The organism is Variovorax sp. F042 (genome assembly GCF_057814215.1).
In genome coordinates, this window is sequence record NZ_JBVASX010000001.1 from 1,157,789 (window position 1) to 1,182,172 (window position 24,384).

Genomic DNA, 24,384 nt, shown 5'->3' on the forward strand with positions numbered 1-24,384 from the left:
TGATCCGGAAATAAACAAATCCCGCGCGCCGTCTTGGTCCGCGTGGGGGTCGCGCCCAAACTTGCTTCCATCGACAACGCTGCATTGCAGCAACCACCAAGGAAGAAACCATGACCCTCAAGCTCGACGACAAGATCGCCCTCGTCACCGGCGGCACCAGCGGCATCGGCCTGGCCACCGCGCAACGCTTCGTGGCCGAAGGCGCGCACGTGTTCATCACCGGCCGCCGCAAGGCCGAACTCGACGCGGCCGTGAAGGCCATCGGGCGCAACGTGACCGGCGTGCTCGGCGACGTGTCGAAGCTCGAAGACCTCGACCGGCTCTACGCCACCATCAAGCAGGAGAAAGGCCGCCTCGACGTGCTGTTCGCCAACGCGGGCGGCGGCAGCCTGCTGCCGCTGGGGCAGATCACCGAGGAACACTTCGACAAGATCTTCGGCACCAATGTGCGCGGCCTGCTCTTCACGGTGCAGAAGGCGCTGCCGCTGATGCCCAAGGGCTCGTCGATCGTGCTCAACGCATCGATCACCAGCATCAAGGGCAACCCGGCCTTCAGCGTCTACAGCGCGACCAAGGCGGCGGTGCGCAGCTTTGCGCGCAGCTGGACGGTGGACCTGAAGGACGCCGGCATCCGTGTGAACGCCGTGAGCCCGGGCGTGGTGCCGACCCCCGCCTACGACCTGCTGGGCCTCACGGCGGAGCAGGTGCAGGGCTTCGTCGAGGGACAAACCCAGAACATCCCGCTGGGCCGGGTCGGCACGCCCGATGAAATCGCCAAGGCCGTGGTGTTCCTGGCCTCCGACGACAGCAGCTTCGTCAACGGCGTCGAGTTGTTCGTCGACGGCGGCATGGCGCAGATCTGACGATCAGCGCTTGGTGACGGACACCAGCTCCACTTCGAAATTCAGCGTGGCGTTCGGCGGAATCACGCCGCCCGCGCCGCGCGAACCGTAGGCAATCGACGGTGGGCAGGTCAGCTTGGCCTTGCCGCCGGGCTTCATCTTCTGCACGCCTTCGGTCCAGCATGGGATCACGCCGTTGAGCGGGAACTCGGTGGGTTCGCCGCGCTTGTAGGAGCTGTCGAATTCCTTGCCCGTGTCGGGGAAGGTGCCGCGGTAGTGAACCTTGACCACGTCGGTGGCCGCGGGCGAAGCGCCGGTGCCTTCCTTGATCGACTGGTAGATCAGGCCGCTTGGCGTGGTCACGGGCGCAGATTGCGCGAACGCGGCGGGCATTGCAAAGACGGACACGAGAGCGGCACAGAAAAGAGACTTCACAAAACACCTCGAAGGTTGAGAGGCCCCGATTATGGCCAGCGGCCCATATCGGCCCATGCCGGCCTCGTTGGAACGGCCCTTGCTTTGCTGAATGTGCACTGTCAACATTCACGCAGAGAGGAAGCCGCATGAACTCCACCGAAGCCAGCACAGGCGCAGCAGCGCCGGCCCACACAGGCACCGGCCATCTCAAGAAAGTGCTCGGCCCCGTGCAACTCTGGGGCATTGCGGTGGGCCTCGTCATCTCGGGTGAGTACTTTGGTTGGAGCTACGGCTGGAACACGGCCGGCACGCTCGGCTTCCTGGTTGCCACGGTGCTGGTGGCCACGATGTACACCACCTTCATCTTCAGCTTCACCGAGCTCTCCACAGCCATTCCGCATGCGGGTGGTCCTTTTGCTTATGCGCGGCGCGCCTTCGGACCCAACGGCGGTTTTGTCGCGGGCTTTGCGACGCTGATCGAATTCGTCTTCGCGCCGCCGGCCATCGCGCTGGCCATCGGCGCGTACCTCAACGTGCAGTTCCCGGGCATCAACCCGAAGTGGTTCGCCCTGGGCGCGTACGTGATCTTCATCGCGCTCAACTGGGTCGGCGTGGGCATAGCGGCGGCCTTCGAGTTGTTCGTGACGGTGCTGGCCATCGTCGAGCTGCTGGTGTTCATGGGCGTGGTCACGCCGGGCTGGACCATGGCCAACTTCGTGGCCAACGGCTGGGCTGGTGGCAGCGTGCTGAACGGCGCGGCCATCTCGGGCATCTTCGCCTCCATACCGTTCGCGATCTGGTTCTTCCTCGCCATCGAGGGCGCGGCCATGGCCGCCGAAGAGGCGCGCGACCCGCACCGCACCATTCCCATCGCCTACACCACGGGCATCGTCACGCTGGTGGTGCTGGCCTTCGGCGTGATGATCTTCGCGGGCGGCGTGGGCGACTGGCGCAAGCTCGCCAACATCAACGACCCGCTGCCACAGGCCATGAAGGCGGTGGTGGGCGATAACAGTGGCTGGCTGCACATGCTGGTGTGGATCGGCCTCTTCGGGCTGATCGCTTCGTTCCACGGAATCATCATGGGTTACTCGCGGCAGATCTTCGCGCTGGCGCGCGCGGGATACCTGCCGCGCTACTTCGCCGGCCTGAGCCCGCGCTTCGACACGCCGCACCGCGCGCTGCTGGCCGGCGGCGTGATCGGCGTCATTGCCATCTTCAGCGACGAGTGGGTGCAGTTCGGCGGCCAGACGCTCACCGCCAACATCGTGACCATGGCCGTGCTCGGCGCCATCGTGATGTACCTGATCTCGATGGCCGCGCTGTTCAAGCTGCGCCGCACCGAGCCGAACCTGCTGCGCACCTACCGCGCGCCCTTCTACCCGGTGTTCCCGGCCATCGCGCTCGGGCTCGGCGTGGTGTGCCTGGGTGCGATGGTGTGGTTCAACGGCATGCTCACGCTGCTGTTCATCGTGCTGATGGCCGCGGCATACGGCTACTTCCTGCTGACATCAGCGCAGCGCAAGGCGGCCGCGCCCGACGAGATGCTGTCTTCTTCGACGACCTCCGCCTGACACCTGAAGAAAGATGCTGTATCGCACCACCATCGCCGACCAGGTCTTCGCCTTCGAAGACCTGCGGCAGGTCATGGCCTTCGCGAGCCCCGCGCGTTCGGGAGACTACCTCGCGGGCATCGGCGCGGCCACCGCGCAGCAGCGCATGGCCGCGCGCCATGTGCTGGCCGACACGCCGCTCAAGCAGTTCCTCTCTGAAGCGCTGATTCCGTACGAGAGCGACAACATCACGCGCCTCATCATCGACAGCCACGACGCGCAGGCCTTCGCGCCGGTGTCGCACCTCACGGTCGGCGACTTTCGCAACTGGCTGCTGTCCGAGGCTGCCACCACCGCCACGCTCACCGCGCTAGCGCCGGGCCTCACGCCCGAGATGGTGGCGGCCGTGTCCAAGATCATGCGCAACCAGGACCTGGTGTCGGTCGCAAAAAAGTGCAGCGTGGTCACGCGCTTTCGCGACACCATCGGCCTGCCCGGCCACCTGGCCGTGCGCCTGCAGCCCAACCACCCGACCGACGACCTGCGCGGCGTGGCGGCCTCCACGCTCGACGGCCTGCTCTACGGCGCGGGCGATGCGGTGATCGGCCTCAACCCGGCCTCGGACAGCATGCCGGTGCTTGGCCAGTTGCTGCGCATGCTCGACGAGGTGATCCAGCGCTTCGAGATTCCCACGCAGAGCTGCGTGCTCACGCACGTGACCAACACGCTCAAGCTGGCCGAAGCCGGCGCACCGGTGGACCTGGTGTTCCAGTCGATTGCAGGCACCGAGAAGGCGAACCTCTCCTTCGGTGTGACGCCCGAGCTGCTCGACGAGGCCTACGCGGCGGCGCTGTCGCTCAAGCGCGGCACCATTGGCGACAACGTCATGTACTTCGAGACCGGCCAGGGCAGCGCGCTCTCGGCCAACGCCAACTTCGGCGTCGACCAGCAGACCTGCGAGGCGCGCGCCTATGCGCTGGCGCGGCGCTACAAGCCCTTTCTCATCAACACTGTCGTCGGCTTCATCGGGCCGGAGTATCTGTACGACGGCAAGCAGATCATCCGCGCCGGTCTCGAGGATCACTTCTGCGGCAAGCTGCTGGGCCTGCCCATCGGCTGCGACATCTGCTACACCAATCACGCCGAGGCCGACCAGGACGACATGGACACGCTGCTCGTGCTGCTGGGCACGGCGGGCATCAACTTCATCATGGGCATCCCGGGCGCGGACGACGTGATGCTCAACTACCAGAGCACCTCCTTCCACGACGCACTGTTCCTGCGCGAAACACTGGGCCTGAAGCGTGCGCCGGAGTTCGAAGCGTGGCTGCAGCGCATGCAGATCACCAATGCGGCCGGCCAGCTGGCACCGCCCTCTTCCAACCGGCTGCTGGCCGACATGAGCGGGCTGTCCGCACTCGCGTCATGAGCGATTCACCGGTCACCCCCAACCCCTGGGCGCAATGGCGCTCGGCCACGCCCGCGCGGCTGGCACTGGGCCGCGCCGGCGCCGGCATGCCGACCGACGAGACACTGCGCTTCGGATGGGCGCATGCGATGGCCCGCGACGCGATCCACGCCGCGCTCGACGTCGATGCGCTCGAAGCCGCCTTGACCGCGCAGCGCTGGGAAGTGGCGCGCGCACGCAGCCGCGCCGCGGACCGCACCGAATACCTGCGCCGGCCCGATCTCGGCCGCCAGCTCGATGAAGACGCAGCCACGCGCCTGCTCGGCGACCGGCGCTACGGCTGCGATGTCTGCGTGGTGGTCGGCGACGGGCTCTCCTCGCTCGCGGCGGCGCGTCATACGGTGCCGCTGCTCGCGGCATTGCGATCGCACCTGCCGCCCGACACGAGCTTTGCCCCCGTGGTCATCGCCACGCAGGCGCGCGTGGCGCTGGCCGACGAAGTGGGCGAACTGTTCGGCGCGGCGCTCTCGGTCATGCTGATCGGCGAGCGCCCCGGCCTCAGCTCGCCCGACAGCCTCGGCATCTACCTGACCCATTCGCCAAAGCGCGGCCGGCACGACGCCGAGCGCAACTGCATCTCGAACGTGCGCCCCGAAGGCCTGCCCTACGAAGTGGCCGCGTTCAAGCTGGCATGGCTGATGCGAGAGTCCCTGCGCAGGGGGCTGACCGGCATCGGGCTCAAGGACGAGAGCGATCTCGCGGTGCTCGAACAGCGCCAGGCGCCATCACTCGCGCGCTGAGCACAACCCACAAGCGGCAACGCCGGAACTGTCACGAGCGCTTCGTACGCTCGTCATCGTCTTTTTTTGTCCAACGCATGCACTCAAACAGGAAAAAAGCAATGCAACGTCGCCTCCTTCTTCTCTCGCCAATTGCCGCTGCGATGGCTGCGGCCGGCTGTGCCAGCCTGTCGTCCTCGGCGGGGCCGGCCCTTTCGCCCGGCCACTGGGATGCCTTCAACCGCGCACAGATCGAGAGCCTGATCGCCAGCCTCGGCAAGGGCAGCCCGGGCTACAACGCCGCGAAGCGGCCGTACGTGGTATTCGACTGGGACAACACCAGCGTCTTCCTCGACATCGAAGAGGCCTCGCTCATCTACCAGCTCGAGAACCTCGTCTTCGGTGCCACGCCCGCGCAGCTCGAAGTGGCGCTGCGCAAGAACATCCCGAAGAAAGACTTCCTGCCCGCGTACAACAACGCGGCCGGCCAACCGGTGAACATCGACCGCGTGGTGCCCGACATCGTCGCGAGCTACACATGGCTTTACCAGAACTACAGGGGCCTGAAGGGCGACCAGTCGCTGGCCGTGGTGGCACTGAGCCCGCACTACGGCGCATTCACCACCAAGGTGCGCTACCTGTACGAAGCCATCGGCGACACCTTCGACCACGACACGGCCTACCCGTGGGTCACGTACCTCTTCGCCGGCATGAACGAGGCGCAGGTGCGCAAGCTCACGGCCGACACGGTGGCGTGGCAGCTGAAGGAGCCGGTCGCCAAGGTCAAGTGGACTTCGCCCACCGCGCTGTCGGGCCGCGCGGGCGTGGTCTCGGTGAGCTGGAAGAACGGCCTGCGCCTGCAGCCCGAAATGCAGGAGCTGTATGCCGCCTTCCGCAACGCGGGCTTCGACGTGTGGGTGTGCTCGGCGTCGTTCGTCGATGTGATCAAGGAGATCTCGTCGAACCCCGCCTTCGGCTACAACAACCCGCCCGAGCGCGTGCTCGCAATGGAGCTGGAGCGCGATGCCAGCGGCGTGATCCAGCCCGAGTTCCGGCGCGGCTACGACCAGACGCAGGGCCCGGGCAAGACGAAGAACATCCAGCGCTTCCTGGTCAGCAAGTACGGCTACGGCCCGAGCTTCGTGGCCGGCGACAGCGAAGGCGACCAGAACATGATGGCCGACTTTGCAGACACGAAGAAGGTGCTGATCGTCAATCGCCTGCGCGACCCGAAGACCGACATCGGCAAGTTCTCGGCCATGGCAGTGCAGAACTACGGCAAGGCCGACACGCGCTACCTGCTGCAGGGGCGCGACGACAACACGGGCTCGTGGGTACCCTCGCAGCTGCACACGCCGCTGGGTGCAGCACAGGGCAAGGCGCTGAAGTAAACGCGGCGCACCGCGGGCGGTTGCCTATGATCCTGGCATCGAACACCAGGAGACAACATGACAACGGCCCGCTACCCCCTTGCCGAACTGAAAGACCTGCCCGAGGACATCCGCACCGCGATCCTCGCCGTGCAGGAAAAGGCCGGCTTCGTGCCCAACGTGTTCCTCGGCCTGGCGCGCCGCCCCGCCGAGTGGCGCGCGTTCTTCGCGTATCACGACGCGCTCATGCTCAAGGAAGAAGGCTCGCTCACCAAGGGCGACCGCGAGATGATCGTCACCACCACCAGCGCGGCCAACCAGTGCCTGTACTGCGTGGTGGCGCACGGCGCGCTGCTGCGCATCTACGAGAAGAAGCCGCTGGTGGCCGATCAGGTGGCCGTGAACTACCGCAAGGCCGACATCACGCCGCGCCAGCGCGCGATGCTCGACTTTGCAATGAAGGTCTGCGACCGCTCGCACGAGATCGACGACAGCGACTTTCCGCCGCTGCACGCCCACGGCTTCGACGATGAGGACATCTGGGACATCGCGGCCATCACCGCCTTCTTCGGCCTGAGCAATCGCCTGGCCAGCTTTAGCGGCATGCAGCCGAACAACGAGTTCTTCCTCATGGGGCGGCTGCCCCGCGAGAAGAAGTAGTCGGGCCCGCTCAGGCCTTGTTGCGGCAGGACGCGAGCGCGTCCAGTGCCGGCTTGTAGGTGGGCGTGGTCACGTCCATCACGCCGAGCACCGTGTGGTACAGGTTGTCGTGCGTGAGCGGCGCATCGAGCCCCGCCTCCATGCACGAGCGCGAGAGCTTGCGCCGCTCGCTCATGCCTTCGCTGAACCACGTGACCATGGGCACGTGCTTCTGCGCCTCGGGCGCGAAGCTGTAGGGCACACCGTGCAGGAACAGGCCGTACTCGCCGAGCGACTCGCCGTGGTCGCTCACGTACAGCATGGCCGGGTCGTACTGCTTCGATTGCGCCTTGAGCCAGTCGATGGTCTGGCCGAGGAAGCGGTCGGTCTGCACGATCGAGTTGTCGTACACGTTCATCAACTCGGCGTGGCCGCACTCGGCCAGCGCATTGGTCTTGCACTCGGGCAGGAAGCGCTTCACATCGGCCGCCGAGCGCTTGTAGTAGGCCGGGCCGTGGCTGCCCATCTGGTGCATCACCAGCACGATGCCCTTGGCGCGGCGCTCGGCCGGCAATGCGGCGATGCGCTCGTCCAGGCCCTTGAGCATCACGTCGTCGAGGCATTCGTCGCCGTCGCACAGAGCCTTCTTCGTGGCGGCATCGAGGCCGTCGAAGGCCGAGGCATTCGGCACGCGGGTGCAGACGTCCTTGCAGCCAGCCTGGTTGTCGAGCCAGAACACGGCCAGCCCGGCGGCCTGCAACACGTCGACGAGGTTCTCGTAGTCGTCCTTGCGTGACTCATATCCCTGCTTGCCCAGCGGCGAGAACATGCACGGTACCGAGGCCAGCGTGTTGGTGCCGCAGGAATGCACGTCGCGGTAGCTCAGCACGCCGCGCTTGGCCAGCTCGGGCGTGGTGTCGCGCGCATAGCCGTTGAGGGCGAAATGGTCGGCGCGGGCCGTCTCGCCCACCACCACCACGAACAGCGGCGGCTTGGTCTGGGCCGCATAGCTCGCGCCCAGCGCCGTGCCGGCGGTGATCGGAATCAGCTTGCCGCTGCGCTTGAACAGCGGCTTGATGAGCAGCGCACCCGTGGAATAGAGGGTTGCGATGGGGTTCATCATGTAGCGCAGATGAACGTTGTTGCGCATCAGCGGCGCCAGCTCGCGGTTCATGGACACCGCCGCGCCGAGCGCCACGACCACCGACAGCAGCAACAGCGCCACGTTGCGCCATAGCTTCGACAGAATGCCCATCGGCGCGACGGGCACCCGCCACAGCAACCAGGCCGCAGGCAGCACCACCACTCCCACGTTGAAGGCCATGCGCCAGCTCAGCAGGTCGCGCGCCTCGTTCGGGTCGGTCTGCAGCGCGTTGGCGATCATGGTCGGGTCCATCACCACGCGGTACTCGAGCATGTAGTGCTGCACCACCGCGGCCAGCACGACCACGGCGAGCCACAGCGGCTTCATCCAGCGGGACCAGGCGGTGAGCGACAACATGGCCGCCGAGCCGCACAGCGTGAGCAGACTCATGACCACGATGGTCGTCATGTAGGTGCTCGGCGCACCACCGATGCGGGCCAACTCGTTCCACAGCGGCCAGTTGGTGGTCAGGACGAGGTAGAGGCTGAGCCACAGGACGACCACGGCGGCCGAACGCGGCCGCTCCAGCCAGAGATTGAAGCGCACCCACGGGCTGCCGGAGGCAGGCGAGTGTGGCGTTTTGGAGTCAGAAGTACCCACCCGCTGCAATGGGGCGGGAGCGATTCGCGAAACAGACATGTGCCGAATGTAACGAACCCGCCTGAAGGGAGCCTGAACTGACTATTCAGTCAGTGTTCAGGCTGGCCCTGCGCATCCTCAGCATCCTCATCCTCGCGCGCCGCCGCGTCACGAAAGCACCGCTGGAAACGGCCAGGCTCAGCGGCCGACTGATGCCGCGTTCCACCATGATCGACACCACCGCGCCCAGCATCGCCGCCGCCACGATGTCGGAGGGGAAATGCAGGCCCAGGTACACCCGGCTCCACGCCACCACGGCGGCCACCAGCAGCGCCGCCAGCATGGGCCAGCGGGAAGGCAGGCACCAGAGCGCAAAGGCCGCGGCAAAGGTGCCGGCCGCATGCAGGCTCGGGAAACCGGGCCGCACGCCCTGCGGAACCCACTGGATGCCCAGGCCATAGAACGCAGGCCGGGGAATCGGCGCCACCGCACGGATCATGTTCACGATCAGCCACACGGCCAGCACACTCATCAGCACCGTGAACAGCGCATAGCGCCAGCGCCGGCTGAACAATGCGCAGACCCCGATGGCGAGCGTCAACAGAGCAGGCAGCAGGTTGGAGGAGAACTCTGCGAAGCCCAGGCTCCGTGCCGGTACCGACATGCCCGCGTTGATCAGCCTGAACAGCGCGAAATCAAGGTCCTGCATGTGCGGGCACCGCCGGCCTCACTGCGCGCGAGCCGAAGCGCGTTACTCCCACCTCGATGGCAAAGCCCACAACCCAGCAGACCCAGGCCGTCCAGAGCGTGTGGCTCATGTAGTGGGCGCCGCGCAGCTGCTGTGACACACCCAGCACGAGCCCTGCAACCATCGCCGCCCCCAGCCAGATTGCTGCAGCGCGGGACGACACCCGGCGCAGCACGAAATACCCGCCCACATAGGCAAAGGCCGCCGAAGCATGGCCGGCCGGGAAGCACCCGCCGGGCCCGCCGTCGTCGACGCCCCACGACCAGTGAGACACATAGCGCGCCAAGCCGCCGAACTCCTGCAGATCCCAAGGGCAGCTGGTGTGGCTGGCATGCTTGAGCAGGCTGACCGCAATCACCGAGAGCAGCACGGTCAGGGCCAACTGGGCACGGCTGCCTGTACTCAGGCGGCGCAGCAGGCCGAGCGGCCACCGGATCGCGGCGAACAGCGCGATCACGAGCACCCAGCTCAGATTGCGGGCGCCTTCATGCATGACATGAACCATGAAAGGGTTTTCGCGCAGGGGAAAACCCATATGGGAACCCGCCATGCGCGCCAGCATCAGATCCCCGCCCGTCGCGTCCCACGCCATCAGTGCAACCAGTGCGATAAGGGTCAGAACCCCCAGACGAAAATTGGGAAAACGAGTCATGGACGAAGGCAGGACTGAAAAACAGTCGCGAGCCTACGTTTGCGGAATGAACCGAGCCTGAAGCAAGATGAACCGAACCTGACTGAAAGGCCCGGTGCAACTCGGTGACGCTAGACTGCAATTTTTCTTGGAAAGACATGCGTGCGCATATTGCTGGTCGAAGATGACAGTGCATTGGCAGATGCCGTCTGCAGCTATCTGTTGGCCAAGGCTTTCGTGGTCGACGTGGCGCCCAGCCTGGCCGACGCGCGCGGCGCCCTGCTCTCGGTGCAGTACGCAGCCGTGCTGCTCGACCTGCACCTGGGCGACGGCGACGGCCTCTCGCTGCTGCCGCAGATTCGCGCCCTGCCCGAGCGCCCCATCGTCATCGTGCTGACGGCGCGCGACCAGGTAACAGACCGCATCCGCGGCCTGGATGCCGGCGCCGACGACTACCTCATCAAGCCCTACGACCCCGCCGAGCTGCTTGCACGCCTGCGCGCGGTCGAGCGGCGCCGCAGCTCCAGCAGTTCGCCGGTGCTGCACCTCGGCACGCTCGAGATCGACCTGGCGCACGACATGGTGCGCAAGGACGGCTCGCCGATCACGCTGACGCAGAAGGAATGGGCGCTGCTGCGCGTCATGGCCACGCGGCCCGAGCGCATCCACACGCGCGAGAACCTCGCCGATGCGCTGTACGGCTTCGGCGACGAGGCCGACAGCAACACGCTAGAGGTCTTCATCAGCCGCCTGCGGCGCAAGCTCGGACGCAGCCACATCCAGACACTGCGCGGCCTCGGCTACCGGCTGTCGTTCTCCGCGGACGACGACGAATGAGTGCCTCCAGCTTCGCGGCCGGCCGCGACTCGCTCGCCGGCCGGCTGACCCGCACCCTGATCATCTGGGTCGGCGGCGTGTGGCTGTTGTGCGTGTTCGCCGTGGTCTGGTATGTGGACCGCGAGATCAACCACAACTTCGACAACGAACTGGTCGAGGTCTCGCACCGCATGTTCGCGATGGCGGTGCAGGAACTGGAAAAGCTGCAGCACCCGGGCCAGGAGCCGCCGCGCGAACCGCTGATCGCGCCCAAGCAGCTGTTCTCGGAAGACGCGGTGATCTACCAGATCGTCGATCTGCACGAGCATGTGATGCTGCGCTCCGCCGAGGCGCCCGCGGACACCTTCGACGTGCCGCTGGCCGCCGGCTTCGCGAACAACCCGACCTGGCGCATCTACACCGTGCGACACCCGACGCTGGGCCTGTTCTTCCAGGTGGCGGACCCGCTCGACGAACGCCGCCACGCCCTCAACCGCACGCTCTTCGGCCTGATCATTCCGCTCGGCGCAGTGCTGCCGCTGCTTGCGCTGGTGTTGCGCAACGTGGCGCGCACCGAGCTGCGGGTGCTGCAGGATCTGGCCGGCGAGATCGAGAAGCGCAGCGGCGCCGACCTGAGCCCGATCGCCCTGCCCGGCGGGTTGCCCAAGGAGTTGCGCACTGTCGGCGATCACGTCAACCGGCTGCTGGAGCGGCTGTCTCACTCGCTCGACGTGGAGCGCGCCCTGGCGGCCAATGCCGCGCACGAGCTGCGCACGCCGCTCGCCGCCGCCCGCCTGCGGCTGCAGACCGCGCTGGAGCACGACCTGCAGCGTAACGACGTGCAGGCCGCGCTCGATGCGCTGCACACTCTCAGCCATCGCACCGAAAAGCTGCTGCAGCTGTCGCGCGCGGAATCGGGCGCCTCGCTCGCGCGCACGCGGGTCGACCTGGTGCAGCTTGCCGGCACCGTGGCGCAGGAGTTCTGGCAAGACCCGCAGAATGCCGAGCGGCTCATGCTCAAGGTGCCCGACAGCGTCGTGCCACTGGCCCTCGGCGACGTCGATGCTCTCGCAATTGCCCTGCGCAACCTGGTGGAGAACGCGCTGCGCTACGGCGGCGGCCGCGTCGTCATCGAGGTGATGTCGCCTTGCACCCTGGCCGTGCGCGACACCGGCCACGGCGTTACCCCCGCGCAGCTCGAAACCCTGCGCGAGCGCCACGTGCGCCACAGCTCCGACCGCGCGGGCTATGGCCTGGGCATTTCGATCGTGGGCACCATCGTCGAGAAGCACGGCGCGAAGCTCGAACTCTCGTCGCCGCCCCTGGGCGCGGCGCACGGCTTCGAGGCGCGCATCGTGCTGCGGCCGGCCTGAGCCTCTTCAGCGCCGGGCAGCTTCCTTCTTCGGCACAAAGCCATAGGAGTTGTCGAAGCCGAACTGCCCGGCGTCGTACATCGCCTTCATCTTCTTCACGAGATGCCGCTGCACCGGCTTGGGCAACGCAAAGTAGTTGTCATTGGCGGTGGTCTTGCGATCGCCGTCCAGATGACCGGTGATGGCGTGGATCGTCGCCTTGCGGCCCAGATGGAAAGCGACGATCTTGATGCGCCCCACGTAGTCGTCGTTGTCGATGTGATCGGCGTCAACGGGGTTGAAGAAGCGATACACGAGGATCGGGTCGACCAGCCCGTCGCCGTCGATGTCCGCGAGTTCGATGAGCTTCGAGCGAAAGTTGACGCCGGCCTCGTCCTTGTTGGCGAAGTCGCGGATCGACCATTCACGGGTCAAGGTGTTGTCGCCGCCCACCTTGTAGAGCGAGGCCTGGATGGCCGAGGACAGCAGTTCCCCGTCGTATGGCTCGTCCTGCTTTTCGCCGAGCAGCAAGACGTAGCTGCCCGACTTGTCGGTGTAGCAATAGCGCTTGAATGCGGGGAGTTCAAGCCCAGCCTGCTTCAGCGCCTCGGCGCTCACGTACGGCGCATTGGCTGCGCATTCGTTCTTGCCGGGTAGGCTTGTCTGGGCGTGACTGCCGGTGACAAGCAATGCCAGGAGCGTTAACGCCAGGAGCTTCCGCTTCATCGGACCGCCGTTCACTCGCTCACCAGCGCGCGCAGCCAATCGGGCAGCGCCAGCGCCTTCTGCTTCGGAAAGTCGACCCAGATGGTGGTCGCGCCGCCAGCTGCGCAGATCACGTCGGGCTCTTCCTCGCGGGCCATGGTGCCCCAGCTCTCGAAGGTGGTGCGGCCGGGGTCGCTCACGTACATCTTGAGCAGCACGTTGCCCGGGTATTCGATCTGGCGGTAGAAATTGCAGAAGGCGTTGACGATCACCATGCCCTCGCCGCCAGGCTCGGGCTCGAAGCCGATGGAGTGCATCCAGTCGATGCGCGCGGTTTCGAGGTAGCGAAAGTAGGTGCCGTTGTTCAGATGGCCCATTGCATCCATGTCGCCCCATCGGATCGGGATCGACGTTTCATACACGAGCTTTTTCTTTTCAGGGATTTCGATTCTCATCGGTGCGCCTTGATGGATGCGAGGATGCCCAGCACGAACAGCAGCGCCGCCGCCCACTCGGCGGCCTGCGGCCAGCGGCCGTCCCAGACGAAGGAATAGAACAGCGCGAACAGCGTCTCGCTGACGATCAGCTGGCCGCACAGGCTGGCGGACAGGCGCTGGCTCGCGACGTTCCAGAGGATGGTCGCCAGCCACGACGAGCCGAAGCCGCTCGCCAGCGCGATCCACACGAACAGCATGCCGTCGGGCTGCGCCTTCAGAGTGGCCACGTCGCTGCCCGCAACCAGCCACAGCAGCAAGGCGCCCAGGCCAGTCGCCACGCCGAGCCAGTTGGCCCAGTCGGTTGCGTTGAGCTCGGTGTGGCGCTGCAGCCAGGCGGCGTTGAGCAGGCCGTACACCGTCCAGCTTGCCATTGCGGCCAGCGCCAGCGCGATGCCCCAGCCGAAGCGGGCACCGCCACTGCCTGCGCCGTGCTGCGCGGACCATGCGCCGTAGATCATCAGCGCGATGCCCGCGCCCGTGAGCAGCAGCCCCGGCAGCAGCGCGCGCATCCGCAGGCCGACGGGCCGGCCCAGCAGCATCATCCAGACGGGGATCGTGCCGATGATGAGGCTGGGTACCTCGGTGCCCGCCGCCTCGATGCCGAAGGCCAGCAGCAGGTAGTAGCCGGTAAAGCCCAACACGCTGAGCCCCAGCGCCGCGAGCGCCTGCCGCCCGTTCGGCCAGCGCACGGCGGCAGGCCGCGCAAACACGGCAAGCGCCGAGATCGCTCCGAACACCGCGAAGCGCGAGGCCGTGATGTCCACCATGCCGAAGTGACCCACCATGCGCGGTGCCACGAAGGTCAAGCCCCAGAGCGCACCCGCGGCCAGTCCGGCCGCAATGCCGACCCAAGCCCGCGGACTCAGAGCGAGAACCCGTCGTCGGCCGCGATGACGGCGCCGTTCACGAAGTGGCTCTGGCCGCTGGCCAGCAGCACGATCAGGCCGTCCAGGTCTTCGGGCTTGCCCACGCGCTTGCGCGGCAGCATGTTGACCAGCTTGGCGCCGCCTTCGGTGCTCCAGTGTTCCTCGTTGAGCTCGGTCGTGATGTAGCCCGGGCACAGCGCGTTCACGTTGATGCCGAAGCGACCCCATTCGAGCGCCATGGCCTTGGTCATCTGCACCACGGCGATCTTGCTCATGCAGTACGTGCCGATCTGCGGCATGACCTTGAGCGCCGCCGCCGACGCAATGTTGATGATGCGCCCACCGATGTAGGTGCCAGGCGCCGTGCCCTGGGCGCGCGCCAGCATGCGCTTGCCGACCTCTTGCGCCACGAAGAAGGAGCCCTTCACGTTGGTGTCGAAGATGTAGTCGTAGTCGTCGGGAGTCACGTCCTGCAGGCGCTGTGTGGTGCTCACGCCCGAGTTGTTGACCAGGATGTCGATGGCGCCCACCTCTGTCTCGGCACGCGCGACCGCCGCCTTGATGCTGCCGATGTCGGTCACGTCGAGCTCGACCACGTGGGCGTCGCCGCCCTCGCCTTCGATGCGTGCGCGCAGCTCCTTGAGCTTCTCGACGCGGCGGCTGGCCAGCACCACCGCGGCGCCCGCACGAGCCAGGGTTTTCGCGAACTGGGCGCCGAGCCCGCTGGAGGCGCCGGTGACGAAGGCCACGCGGCCGGAAAGATCGATGCTGTATGCCATGAACTGAATCCTGTGGAGTCGCGCAGGTGACGCCCAAGCGCCCCGCCCACGAGTGACACGGACCGCCCGTGGACGCCGCATAAAATGCCCCGCAACCCGGGAAGCCCCGCGCCTCGAAAAATCATTATCGACCCAACCCACATGACCCACGACGAAATCCTCGCCCAGTTCGGCCCTCGCGAAGCCATGGAATACGACGTGGTCGTGGTCGGTGGCGGCCCGGCCGGCCTCTCGACCGCGATCCGGCTCAAGCAACTCGCCGCGCAGCACGAAAAAGAGATCTCGGTCGTGGTGCTCGAAAAGGGCTCGGAGCCCGGCGCGCACATCCTCTCGGGCGCCATCATGGACCCGCGCGCGCTCAACGAACTACTGCCCGACTGGAAGGAACTGGGCGCCCCGCTGAACCAGCCGGTGACAGACGACGCGATGGTGTTCCTGGGCGAGAAGTCGAGCCTGCGCACTCCCAACCTCTTCCTGCCGGCCTGCTTCCAGAACCACGGCAACTACATCATCAGCCTGGGCGCCTTCACCAAGTGGCTGGCGCAACAGGCTGAAAATCTCGGCGTCGAGATCTTCCCAGGCTTTCCTGCCGCTGAAGTGCTCTACAACGAAGACGGTTCGGTGCGCGGCGTGGCCACCGGCAACATGGGTGTCGGCAAGGACGGCGAACCGACCGAGAACTTCCAGCTCGGTATGGAGCTGCTGGGCAAATACACGGTGTTCGCCGAAGGCGCGCGCGGCCACCTGGGCCGCCAGCTCATCGCAAAGTACAAGCTCGACGCAGGTAAAGACCCGCAGACCTACGGCCTCGGCGTGAAGGAAGTCTGGGAAATCGACCCCAAGCGCCACCAGCCCGGCTTCGTGCTGCACACCGCCGGCTGGCCGATGGACAACAACACCTACGGCGGCGCCTTCCTCTATCACATGGAGGACAACAAGGTCACCATGGGCTTCATCACGGGACTGGACTACAGCAACCCCTACCTGAGCCCGTTCGAGGAAATGCAGCGCTGGAAGCTGCACCCCAACATCCGCTGGTACCTCGAAGGCGACGAGGCCAAGGGCATCAAGCCGGCCAAGCGCATCGGCTACGGCGCGCGCGCCATCACGGCCGGCGGCCTGATGTCGCTGCCCAAGACGGTGTTCCCGGGCGGCGCACTGGTCGGCTGCGAGGCCGGCTACCTCAACGTGAGCCGCATCAAGGGCAGCCACGCCGCCATCAAGACCGGCATGCTGTGCGCCGAGGCCGCCTTCGACGCGGTCACAGCCGGCCGCCAGCACGACGAGCTCACGGCCTACCCGGCCGCCTTCGAGAAGAGCTGGCTGCACGCCGAGCTGAACAAGGCGCGCAACTTCAAGGCCTGGTTCAAGAAGGGCCTGGGCATTGCAACTTTCATGAACGGCATCGAGCAATGGCTGCTCAAGGGCCACATTCCGTGGACGCTGCACCGCAACAAGCCCGACCACCAGTACCTGAAGCCCGCGGCGGAGTGCAAGCCCATCGTCTATCCGAAGCCGGACGGCAAGCTCACCTTCGATCGTCTCTCCAGCGTGTTCATCAGCAACACGAACCATGAAGAGCAGCAGCCGGCCCACCTGACGCTGAAGGACGCGACGGTGCCGGTCAACGTCAATCTCGCCAAGTTCGCGGGCCCTGAGAGCCGCTACTGCCCGGCCGGCGTGTACGAGTTCGTCGGCACGGAAGACGGCAAGCAGCGCCTGCAGATCAACGCGCAGAACTGCGTGCACTGCAAGACCTGCGACATCAAGGATCCGACGCAGAACATCGTGTGGGTTACGCCTGAGGGCGGTGGCGGGCCGAACTACGTGGGGATGTAAGGCGCTCTGCGCTTGTGTGGCAAAGCCCTCTTCGGAGGGCTTTTTCGTTTCGGTGCTGTTTGCGTTCGGGGGTGCGCGCGAAGGCCACCGAGTGCTGCTGGCCCCGACCTTTAGCGGGGACCAGTGGACTCCACGCGAGGCGTGACCCTGAAGAACTTGCGGGCCTTGGCCGAGAAGCCGAAGGCGTACACCCACCACGCCATGAGGCCGAACAGCAGCACGATGCCCGCTGCCTCCGCCGAGTTGTCCACGCTTGTGCTCGAAGGAGCGAGGCGCCAATACGAGTTGCGCGTCGACATGAAAGGCAGGCCGAGCTTCAGATATGCAAGCAACACGACCGCCGCAGCGAGCAACAGCAAGCCCAGCCACCGTCCATAGGCGGTGCGCCGTTGCGTGCCGATCAGTGCGCCAACGGCGCTCGCGACGAGTCCCAAGCGCCATGCGAAGTCGAAGAACAACAGCATGCCGCCCGCTTCAATCTGCGGGTTCTGCACCAGGTAGGCCATGAGACGCCAGATACCGAGCGCCGACAGCCCACCGACAACCACCGCAAGAAGTTGCAGAAGCCAGGCCGCGATCGGCTTCCTTGCTGCAGGCCGCTGTGGCGGTGCCCGATCGACTGGGGCCTCGGGCGGCGCGTAAGGATTGGCTTGGTGCGCACCGGGCCCCACATCTGGCACTTCAAATCTGCTGTTCATGGTTGGTCCTCCGCTCCAGCGGGTACTTTAAGCGCGAACTTTTACGAGGCAGGAGCACGACAGGAACCTCTCGTCCGTTTTTTTCGCGGCGATGCGTCCGTTCGGAAACCCGTGGCGTAAATGGAATCAGGACGGCGATGCACGTCGCAGTCCGCCAACCCATTCAACCTATCGAAGAGGATCTTTCGCCATGAACACCCTGCTCCACCGCATCGCCATCGCCGCCGCTCTGACCGTCGCCGCCGGCCACGCGCTCGCCGCCGACCCAGCCCCCGCTCCTGCGCCGGCCACCAAGGCCGCGCCTGCCAACAAGCTGTCCGCCGCCCGCGCGCTGATTGCCGACAGCAAGTGGACTGCAGCCATCAGCGAACTCGAACGCGTCAACGACACCGGCAATGCCGACTGGAACAACCTCATGGGCTACACCCTGCGCAAGTCCGGCGCCGGCAAGTGGGCCGCCTCGGAGAAGTACTACGACGCCGCGCTGAAGATCGATCCGAAGCACGTCGGTGCGCTCGAATATTCGGGCGAGCTGTACATCTCGATGGGTGACCTGCCCAAGGCCGAGCAGCGTCTTGCCGCGCTGGGCCAGGCCTGCAACATGGCTTGCCCCGAGTACAAGGACCTGAAGGCTTCCGTCGAAAGCTTCAAGGCCGGTGGCGCCAAGACGAGCTGAGCATGAGGCGGGCCGGCCGGCCCGCCTCATGCGGCTACTTGGCAACCAGGAAGACGTAGTCCGCGCTGTAGTCCTGCCGGATGCGCTTGCCTGCATCGGCCTGCGCCTCGCACCCCTTTGCCGGCGCAGTGCCGCCAAGGGTATTGATGCGCTGCACGCCGGTGACATCGGCCAACTTGCCGGGACCGCCGGCCGACTTGGCGGACAGCAGCAGCCACGGAATGTCGGCCTCGCGCTGGCCGTTGGCGCGGGCCTTCACCGTGCCCAGCGTCTTGCTGCCGTCCAGTGCGGTCCAGTTGGGCCCCGCGCCGTGCGTGCCGGCTTTGGCGCCGCCGGGGCCGTAAAGCTCCGCCTCGGGCGCCACGAACTGCCAGGCCAGCGCGCCCTTGTCGCCGACCTTGCATTCGTAGATCTGCACGCCCACTGCGTGCCAGGTGAAGGCGGCGCGTTCGCCATCGGATGCCCTGATGGCGGCCGGCAGCTCGGTGGCTGGCGATGCGCAAGCGGCAAGCAAGGCGGCGCCCAGCAGGGCAGTGCACGAGGGAAGAATTCGCGTCGATTTCAATGTCATGGCATTTCCCGGTTCAAGAAGAAAAGATAAACGAACGAGTGCGGACCGGATCATCCGGCCCTTCTCCAGAAACGACACGCACGCAGGAACGGATGCAATACTCGCCCGCATGAATAGAAATATTCTGATGAGCCTGCAAGACCTGATCGCCGGCGCGGCCCGTGGCGACCACGCGTGCTTTGCCCAGATCTACGAACGCACGCACCTGCATCTGTTCGGCGTCGCGGTTCGTATGTTGGGCAATGAACAGGCGGCCGAAGACGTGCTGCAAGAGGCCTATGTGAGCATCTGGAAAAACGCGGGCGGCTATCGCTCCAGCGTCGACGGGCAAGAGATCCAGCCCATCACCTGGCTGATCGCGATCGTGCGCAACAAGGCGCTGGACGCGCTGCGCGCGCGCAAGCGGCGCAACACCCACGAACAACCGCTGGCCACGGGTCCGGACGGCGAGGCAGAAACCGAGGCCGATACGGCAGCCGACCCGGCCCCCGGCGCAGCGCAGCTGTTCGACCAGGCCATGCATGCGCTTCGCATCGATGGCTGCATGTCTGCGCTCGACGGCAGCTTCCGCCAGAGCCTGGCGCTTGCCTACTACCAGGGCCTGTCGCACACCGAGGTGGCTGCACAGATGAATGCGCCGCTCGGCACGGTCAAGGCCTGGATCCGGCGCGGGCTCGACAAGCTGCGCGCCTGCCTGAGCGCGCAAGGGGTGGCGCCATGAGATACACCGACGCCCGCCTGCTCGATGCACTGGCATCGGCCTACGCATTGGGCACGCTCGAGGGCGGCGCGCGGCGGCGCTTCGAGCGGCTGATGCGCGATCGCGCGGACGTGCGCGACGTGGTCGCGCAATGGGAGCAGCGGCTCGGGCAGCTGGCCCTGTCGGTGCCGCAGCGCAAGCCTTCGGCCGATCTCTGGCGCGCGATCGCCGCACGCACCCAACCCGCCCAAGCACAGCAAGCACGACAGGCGCGGCCTTCTCGCTGGACCAGCTGGCTGCGGCCCGCAGGCTTCAGCTTCGGCGGGCTCGTGGCGGGCGTCATCGCCGCAAGCGCGCTGTTCCTTGCCGTGCCCGGCACCTTCATCACGAGCGACCAACTCGCGATGCGCACGGGCGAGCGGCTGCCGCAAAGCTATGTGGGTGTGCTCACCGACACCGAGGGCCGGGGCCGATTGCTGGTCAGTTCGCTGCGGCATGGCCGCACGGTCACGCTGAAGGTGCTGGGTGCGACGGCGCTGCCCGTTTCGGGCGATGAACGGCTCGTGCTGTGGGCCTTGCCCGCCGATGCAGCGCCCTTCGCCATCGGCACGGTGCCCGCGAGCGGCGCTGGCACGCTGACGCTGCCCGACACCTCCGAGAAACTTCTGTCGAAGGTCTCGCGACTCGTCGTGACGCGCGAGCGCAGCGCCTCGCCCGCGGCTCCCAGCGCCGACGTAGTGTTGAGCGGCGCCTGCGCCAAGCTCTGGTGAGCCTCGCTTATTCTTGCGGCTCACAGGAGACAAAACCCATGCAGATCGTCATCACCGGCGGCGCCGGTTTTCTGGGCGCGCGCCTCGCACGCACGCTGTTGAAGCAAGGCAAGCTTTCGCTGGCCGGCGCACCGGCCCAGCCCATCGAACGCATCACGCTGGTCGACCGCGCGGGCGCTCCCGCCGACCTCGCGGCCGATGCGCGCATCACCACCGTGACGGGCGACCTGAACGCACAGCTCGCCGCTGACGCAGATGCCACCGTCTGGCGCGAAGCCGATGCCATCTTCCACCTGGCCGCCGCGGTGAGCGGTGAATGCGAAGCCGACTTCGACCTCGGCATGCGCAGCAACTTCGCGGCCACGCATGCCTTGCTCGAAAAAGTACGCACGCTCGGCACGAAACCCGTGCTGGTGTTCGCCAGTTCGCTCGCAGTGTTCGGCGATTCGCCCGAGCAGCCGCTGCCGAAGGTGATCGAAGACCACACGCTGCCCACGCCGCAGACCAGCTACGGCATCCAGAAATTCATTGGTGAACAGCTGGTGGCCGATTTCACGCGCAAGGGCTTCGTGCGCGGGCGCAGCGTGCGGCTCATGACAGTGAGCGTGCGCCCGGGCAAGCCCAACGGCGCGGCCTCGGGCTTCTTCAGCGGCATGATCCGCGAGCCGCTGGCCGGGTTGCCCGCCGCCTGCCCCGTGCCCGACGCAACGCCTGTCGCCATTGCGTCACCGGCGCGCACCATCGAAGGCATCATCCGCGCCGCCGAGGCCAGCGATGCGCAGTGGGGCCCGCGCACCGCGCTCAACCTGCCCTCTCTCGCCACCACGGTCGGCGAAATGGCCGCGGCGCTGGAGCGCGTGGCCGGCAAGGCCGCCACCGCCCTGCTGGACCGCACACCCGACCCGACGATCCAGCGAATCGTGAAGACCTGGCCGGGCCACATCGATACCGTGCGCGCGAGGGCGCTGGGGCTCACGTCCGACGAAAACTTCGAGGCCGTCATTCGCGAGTACGTCCGTGAAAATCCCGACGCGGTAAAGCTCCCGGGTGTTGCATAGTCCGTTGCGCCTGACGCGCACCTGACCCCAACCCCCGGAGACATCATGAAACTCGGCCACATCGCCGCCGCCTGCCTTTCGCTTGCCCTGGGCACTTCCGCCTTCGCGCAGCAACCGACCGTTCTGAAGATCGGCTATGCGACCTCCAAGGAGTCGCACTATGGCGTGGGCTCCACGGTGTTCTGCGAAGAAATCGAGAAAGGCACCCAAGGCCGCTACAAGTGCCAGCACTTCGCCAACTCGGCACTCGGCGGCGAGCGCGAGCAGATCGAGGCCATCCAGCTCGGCACGCAGGACCTGGTCAACACCTCGACCGGTCCGGTGGGCAACTTCGTGCCCGAGGTCAAGATCGTCGACATTCCGTTCCTGTTTCGCGACTACGACCATGCGCGCAAAGTCATGGACGGCCCCATCGGCCAGGACATCCTGACCAAGTTCCCGAGCAAGGGCATCATCGCGCTGGCCTGGACGGAGAACGGCTTTCGCCACATGACGAACAGCAAGCGCGACATCGTCAAGCCCAGCGACGCAGCCGGCCTGAAGATGCGCACCATGGAAAACAAGGTGCACATGGACGGCTACCGCACCTTCGGCATCCTGCCCACGCCCATGGCTTTCCCTGAACTGTTCGGCGCGCTGCAGCAAGGCACGGTCGACGGGCAGGAGAACCCGATTCCGGTGATCCTGTCGTCGAAGTTCTCGCAGGTGCAAAAGCACCTCTCGCTCACGGGCCACGTGTACTCGCCGGCGCTGCTTCTGCTGTCGCCGAAGGTGTGGAACAAGCTGTCTGACGCCGACAAGAAGGTATTCACCGAAGCCGCGAAGAAGGCCGCCATTGCCCAGCGCAAGAAGGTCAACGACGACGAGAACAACGGCATTGCCCAGCTCGAGAAAGACGGCATGAAGGTCACGCGCACCGTCGACGGCGCCGCCTTCCGCGAGGCGCTGAAGCCCGCCTACGTGAGCTACGCCAAGGAATTCGGCGCGGACAACATCAAGAAGATCACGGACGTCAAGTAAGCCCTGAGCCGCAACGGCCGGCCCTCCGGCAACGCGCCCGGCACGCATGCGTGCGCCGGGCGCTTCGTTTTTCAGACAGAACAGAGAACAACACAAAGTGCAAGCCTTCGAGCGCTACTTTCTCGCCGCCAACCGCTGGGCGCTGATTCTTCTGCTGGCCGCCATGTCGGTCATCATCTTCACCAACGTCGTGCTGCGCTACACCACGAGCCAGTCGCTCGAATGGGCCGAGGAGGTGTCGCGCCACATGATGATCTGGCTCACCTTCCTGGGCGCCGGGCCGGTGCTGCGCTACGGCGGGCACATCGCGGTCGAGAACCTGCAGGACGCCTTGCCCCGCAGCGCGGCCGTCGCGGTGCGCATCGTCGTCGCCGGGCTGCTCTTCGCATTCTTCGGCTTCATGGTCTGGTACGGCTGGCTGTACATGGAACGCACGATGTTCCAGCTCACTGCCGTGACTCAGATTCCGTTCGCCTACATCTACAGCGCGATGCTGTTCGGCGGCATCTTGTTGATCGTGCACTGGCTGCTGGTGGTGCGCGGCTACGTGCTGCGCAGGGAGTTCGCGTCCGACGCGCACTTCGACGCCAACGCCTCGGCATCGCTGTAAGGAGAACGACCATGGATGCCAGCATTGTTCTGATCGTTTCCGCCTGCATTTTCCTGGCCATCGGCGTGCCGGTGGCCTTTGCGCTGGGCCTTTCCACCGTTACCACGCTGATCCTCGCGGAGAACTACCCGCTGATGGTGCTGCTGAAGGAAACCTTCACCGGCATCGACAGCTTTCCGCTGATGGCGGTGCCCTTCTTCATTCTTGCGGCCGAACTCATGAGCGGCGGCTCGCTCACCGAGGTGCTGCTGCGCTTCGCAGGCCAGTTCGTGGGCCACCGACGCGGCGGGCTGGGCTACACCAACGTGGTGTCGCTGACCTTCTTTTCGGGCATCTCGGGCTCGGCGCTGGCCGACGCGGCGGGGCCGGGGTCGATGCTCATCAAGATGATGGACAAGGCCGGCTACGACCGCTCGTACGCGGCGGCGCTCACGGCCTCGACCGCCATCGTCGGGCCGATCATTCCGCCCTCGATCATCATGATCATCTACGCGCTGCAGGACGAGAGCGTATCGGTCGGCACGCTGTTCGCGGCCGGCATCATGCCGGGCATCCTGATCGCGGTGGCGATGTGCGTCGTGAACTTCTACGTCTCGAAAAAGCGCAACTACAAGGGCGATGGGCAAACGCCTCCGCTGCGCGAGATCCTGGTCACGACCTGGAAGGCGATTCCTGCGATCCTGCTGCCGGTGGTGATCCTGGGCGGCATGCGCGCCGGCTGGTTCACGCCGACCGAGGCCTCGGTGGTGGCGGTGTTCTATGCGCTGGTGTGCGGCAAGTTCGTCTACCGCACGCTCGAGTGGAAGATGCTGCCCGACATCCTCTCGCGCTCTGCCCTGCTGTCGGCTTCGGTGCTGATCATCATCGGGCTGTCGGCCTCGTTCGCGTGGGTGCTGACCATCGAGGGCATTCCGCAGCAGATGGCCGAATGGCTCATCAGCATGAACCTCTCGCCGTGGATGTTCCTGATCATCGTCAACGTGTTCCTGCTGCTGTTCGGCATCTTCATCGAGCCGCTGCCGGGTGTGATGGTGCTGGCGCCGATCCTTGCGCCGGTGGCCATCAAGCTGGGTGTGGACCCGGTGCACTTCGCGATGATCGTGATCTTCAACCTCACGCTGGGCATGATCACGCCGCCGGTGGGCGGGCTGCTGTTCGTGACCTGCAACGTGTCGAAGGTGCCGATGTCGGCGCTGGTGAAGGAGCTGGTGCCGTTCCTTTGGGCCCATGGGGCGGTGCTGGTCATCCTGACCTTCGTGCCCGCGCTGAGCACGTGGCTGCCGCACGTGCTCGGGTTCAAGTAGCGGCCCGGGCTCC

General features: G+C 66.1%; 26 protein-coding genes. 16 read left to right on the forward strand and 10 right to left on the reverse strand.

What is annotated here, in order from left to right:
- The first annotated feature begins 110 nt into the window (after window positions 1–110).
- On the forward strand, window positions 111–863 hold the full coding sequence (locus ACZYSP_RS05570) for a glucose 1-dehydrogenase (RefSeq protein ID WP_097198897.1): 753 nt from the start codon (window positions 111–113) through the stop codon (window positions 861–863).
- 3 nt (window positions 864–866) lie between these two features.
- Here the strand turns inward: ACZYSP_RS05570 and ACZYSP_RS05575 are convergent, their stop codons facing one another.
- Window positions 867–1,235, reverse strand: coding sequence for an FKBP-type peptidyl-prolyl cis-trans isomerase (locus ACZYSP_RS05575; protein ID WP_176928807.1), 369 nt, complete (start codon window positions 1,233–1,235; stop codon window positions 867–869).
- A 170-nt stretch (window positions 1,236–1,405) separates the two neighbouring features.
- Between ACZYSP_RS05575 and eat the strand changes: the two genes are divergently transcribed.
- The 5 genes from eat (at window position 1,406) to ACZYSP_RS05600 (ending at window position 7,029) form a co-directional block, all read left to right on the forward strand.
- Window positions 1,406–2,833: an ethanolamine permease gene (gene eat / locus ACZYSP_RS05580; RefSeq protein WP_093055605.1), complete on the forward strand. Its 1,428-nt coding sequence runs from the start codon at window positions 1,406–1,408 to the stop codon at window positions 2,831–2,833.
- A gap of 13 nt (window positions 2,834–2,846) precedes the next feature.
- The gene (locus ACZYSP_RS05585; protein WP_354338241.1) at window positions 2,847–4,241 is read left to right on the forward strand and encodes an ethanolamine ammonia-lyase subunit EutB; all 1,395 of its coding nucleotides are present in this window, start codon (window positions 2,847–2,849) and stop codon (window positions 4,239–4,241) included.
- Entirely contained in the window at window positions 4,238–5,020 is a 783-nt protein-coding gene (eutC, locus tag ACZYSP_RS05590; protein WP_093055602.1) for an ethanolamine ammonia-lyase subunit EutC, read from the forward strand. The genes ACZYSP_RS05585 and eutC overlap by 4 nt, the downstream gene beginning before the upstream one ends.
- A gap of 101 nt (window positions 5,021–5,121) precedes the next feature.
- On the forward strand, window positions 5,122–6,390 hold the full coding sequence (locus ACZYSP_RS05595; protein WP_354338239.1) for an HAD family hydrolase: 1,269 nt from the start codon (window positions 5,122–5,124) through the stop codon (window positions 6,388–6,390).
- Between the two features lie 57 nt (window positions 6,391–6,447).
- Window positions 6,448–7,029: a peroxidase-related enzyme gene (locus tag ACZYSP_RS05600; RefSeq protein WP_093055598.1), complete on the forward strand. Its 582-nt coding sequence runs from the start codon at window positions 6,448–6,450 to the stop codon at window positions 7,027–7,029.
- 10 nt (window positions 7,030–7,039) lie between these two features.
- On the opposite strand, the gene ACZYSP_RS05605 is transcribed toward ACZYSP_RS05600, so the two are convergent.
- From ACZYSP_RS05605 to ACZYSP_RS05615, 3 genes are read right to left on the reverse strand one after another with little or no spacing between them, the layout of a single operon-like run.
- Window positions 7,040–8,791, reverse strand: a complete 1,752-nt coding sequence (locus ACZYSP_RS05605) for a phosphoethanolamine transferase (RefSeq protein ID WP_354338237.1) — start codon at window positions 8,789–8,791, stop codon at window positions 7,040–7,042.
- Window positions 8,792–8,837: 46 nt separating this feature from the next.
- Window positions 8,838–9,440, reverse strand: a complete 603-nt coding sequence (locus ACZYSP_RS05610; protein WP_354338235.1) for a phosphatase PAP2 family protein — start codon at window positions 9,438–9,440, stop codon at window positions 8,838–8,840.
- Window positions 9,427–10,131: a phosphatase PAP2 family protein gene (locus ACZYSP_RS05615; protein ID WP_354338233.1), complete on the reverse strand. Its 705-nt coding sequence runs from the start codon at window positions 10,129–10,131 to the stop codon at window positions 9,427–9,429. The genes ACZYSP_RS05610 and ACZYSP_RS05615 overlap by 14 nt, the downstream gene beginning before the upstream one ends.
- A gap of 141 nt (window positions 10,132–10,272) precedes the next feature.
- Between ACZYSP_RS05615 and ACZYSP_RS05620 the strand changes: the two genes are divergently transcribed.
- Entirely contained in the window at window positions 10,273–10,947 is a 675-nt protein-coding gene (locus ACZYSP_RS05620; protein ID WP_093073278.1) for a response regulator transcription factor, read from the forward strand.
- Window positions 10,944–12,299: a sensor histidine kinase gene (locus ACZYSP_RS05625; RefSeq protein ID WP_093073276.1), complete on the forward strand. Its 1,356-nt coding sequence runs from the start codon at window positions 10,944–10,946 to the stop codon at window positions 12,297–12,299. The genes ACZYSP_RS05620 and ACZYSP_RS05625 overlap by 4 nt, the downstream gene beginning before the upstream one ends.
- Before the next feature lie 6 nt (window positions 12,300–12,305).
- Here the strand turns inward: ACZYSP_RS05625 and ACZYSP_RS05630 are convergent, their stop codons facing one another.
- Genes ACZYSP_RS05630 through ACZYSP_RS05645 form a run of 4 tightly spaced genes read right to left on the reverse strand, consistent with a single transcriptional unit; the run spans window position 12,306 to window position 15,125 of the window.
- Complete coding sequence (locus tag ACZYSP_RS05630) at window positions 12,306–13,004, reverse strand: M949_RS01915 family surface polysaccharide biosynthesis protein (RefSeq protein ID WP_489013078.1); 699 nt, start codon at window positions 13,002–13,004, stop codon at window positions 12,306–12,308.
- Between the two features lie 11 nt (window positions 13,005–13,015).
- Window positions 13,016–13,438, reverse strand: a complete 423-nt coding sequence (locus tag ACZYSP_RS05635; protein ID WP_093073272.1) for an acyl-CoA thioesterase — start codon at window positions 13,436–13,438, stop codon at window positions 13,016–13,018.
- A complete protein-coding gene (locus ACZYSP_RS05640; RefSeq protein WP_256216675.1) occupies window positions 13,435–14,322 on the reverse strand; it encodes a DMT family transporter in 888 nt (295 codons plus the stop codon). The genes ACZYSP_RS05635 and ACZYSP_RS05640 overlap by 4 nt, the downstream gene beginning before the upstream one ends.
- A gap of 20 nt (window positions 14,323–14,342) precedes the next feature.
- Window positions 14,343–15,125: an SDR family oxidoreductase gene (locus ACZYSP_RS05645; protein WP_093055581.1), complete on the reverse strand. Its 783-nt coding sequence runs from the start codon at window positions 15,123–15,125 to the stop codon at window positions 14,343–14,345.
- Window positions 15,126–15,266: 141 nt separating this feature from the next.
- Between ACZYSP_RS05645 and ACZYSP_RS05650 the strand changes: the two genes are divergently transcribed.
- The gene (locus tag ACZYSP_RS05650) at window positions 15,267–16,964 is read left to right on the forward strand and encodes an electron transfer flavoprotein-ubiquinone oxidoreductase (protein WP_093073270.1); all 1,698 of its coding nucleotides are present in this window, start codon (window positions 15,267–15,269) and stop codon (window positions 16,962–16,964) included.
- A gap of 110 nt (window positions 16,965–17,074) precedes the next feature.
- Here the strand turns inward: ACZYSP_RS05650 and ACZYSP_RS05655 are convergent, their stop codons facing one another.
- Window positions 17,075–17,662 (reverse strand): hypothetical protein, encoded by a 588-nt coding sequence (locus ACZYSP_RS05655; RefSeq protein WP_143062536.1) that lies wholly within the window; start codon window positions 17,660–17,662, stop codon window positions 17,075–17,077.
- A gap of 190 nt (window positions 17,663–17,852) precedes the next feature.
- Between ACZYSP_RS05655 and ACZYSP_RS05660 the strand changes: the two genes are divergently transcribed.
- Window positions 17,853–18,338 (forward strand): tetratricopeptide repeat protein, encoded by a 486-nt coding sequence (locus ACZYSP_RS05660; RefSeq protein ID WP_489013081.1) that lies wholly within the window; start codon window positions 17,853–17,855, stop codon window positions 18,336–18,338.
- Between the two features lie 34 nt (window positions 18,339–18,372).
- Here ACZYSP_RS05660 and ACZYSP_RS05665 read toward each other — a convergent pair whose 3' ends face one another.
- Window positions 18,373–18,909 (reverse strand): DUF3455 domain-containing protein, encoded by a 537-nt coding sequence (locus ACZYSP_RS05665; protein WP_354338230.1) that lies wholly within the window; start codon window positions 18,907–18,909, stop codon window positions 18,373–18,375.
- 127 nt (window positions 18,910–19,036) lie between these two features.
- On the opposite strand from ACZYSP_RS05665, the gene ACZYSP_RS05670 reads away from it, so the two are divergent.
- The 6 genes from ACZYSP_RS05670 to ACZYSP_RS05695 all read left to right on the forward strand — a co-directional run bounded on the left by ACZYSP_RS05670 (window position 19,037) and on the right by ACZYSP_RS05695 (window position 24,371).
- The gene (locus tag ACZYSP_RS05670; RefSeq protein WP_354338228.1) at window positions 19,037–19,630 is read left to right on the forward strand and encodes an RNA polymerase sigma factor; all 594 of its coding nucleotides are present in this window, start codon (window positions 19,037–19,039) and stop codon (window positions 19,628–19,630) included.
- Complete coding sequence (locus ACZYSP_RS05675; RefSeq protein ID WP_354338226.1) at window positions 19,627–20,379, forward strand: anti-sigma factor; 753 nt, start codon at window positions 19,627–19,629, stop codon at window positions 20,377–20,379. Before ACZYSP_RS05670 ends, ACZYSP_RS05675 begins: the two co-directional genes overlap by 4 nt.
- A gap of 38 nt (window positions 20,380–20,417) precedes the next feature.
- A complete protein-coding gene (gene denD / locus ACZYSP_RS05680; protein ID WP_093073258.1) occupies window positions 20,418–21,437 on the forward strand; it encodes a D-erythronate dehydrogenase in 1,020 nt (339 codons plus the stop codon).
- A gap of 45 nt (window positions 21,438–21,482) precedes the next feature.
- On the forward strand, window positions 21,483–22,457 hold the full coding sequence (locus tag ACZYSP_RS05685) for a TRAP transporter substrate-binding protein (RefSeq protein WP_093055567.1): 975 nt from the start codon (window positions 21,483–21,485) through the stop codon (window positions 22,455–22,457).
- A 97-nt stretch (window positions 22,458–22,554) separates the two neighbouring features.
- Window positions 22,555–23,067 (forward strand): TRAP transporter small permease, encoded by a 513-nt coding sequence (locus ACZYSP_RS05690; protein WP_093055565.1) that lies wholly within the window; start codon window positions 22,555–22,557, stop codon window positions 23,065–23,067.
- An 11-nt stretch (window positions 23,068–23,078) separates the two neighbouring features.
- Window positions 23,079–24,371 carry a TRAP transporter large permease gene (locus ACZYSP_RS05695; RefSeq protein WP_093055563.1) on the forward strand — a complete coding sequence of 431 codons (1,293 nt, stop codon included), beginning with the start codon at window positions 23,079–23,081 and terminating at the stop codon, window positions 24,369–24,371.
- Window positions 24,372–24,384: the final 13 nt, after the last annotated feature.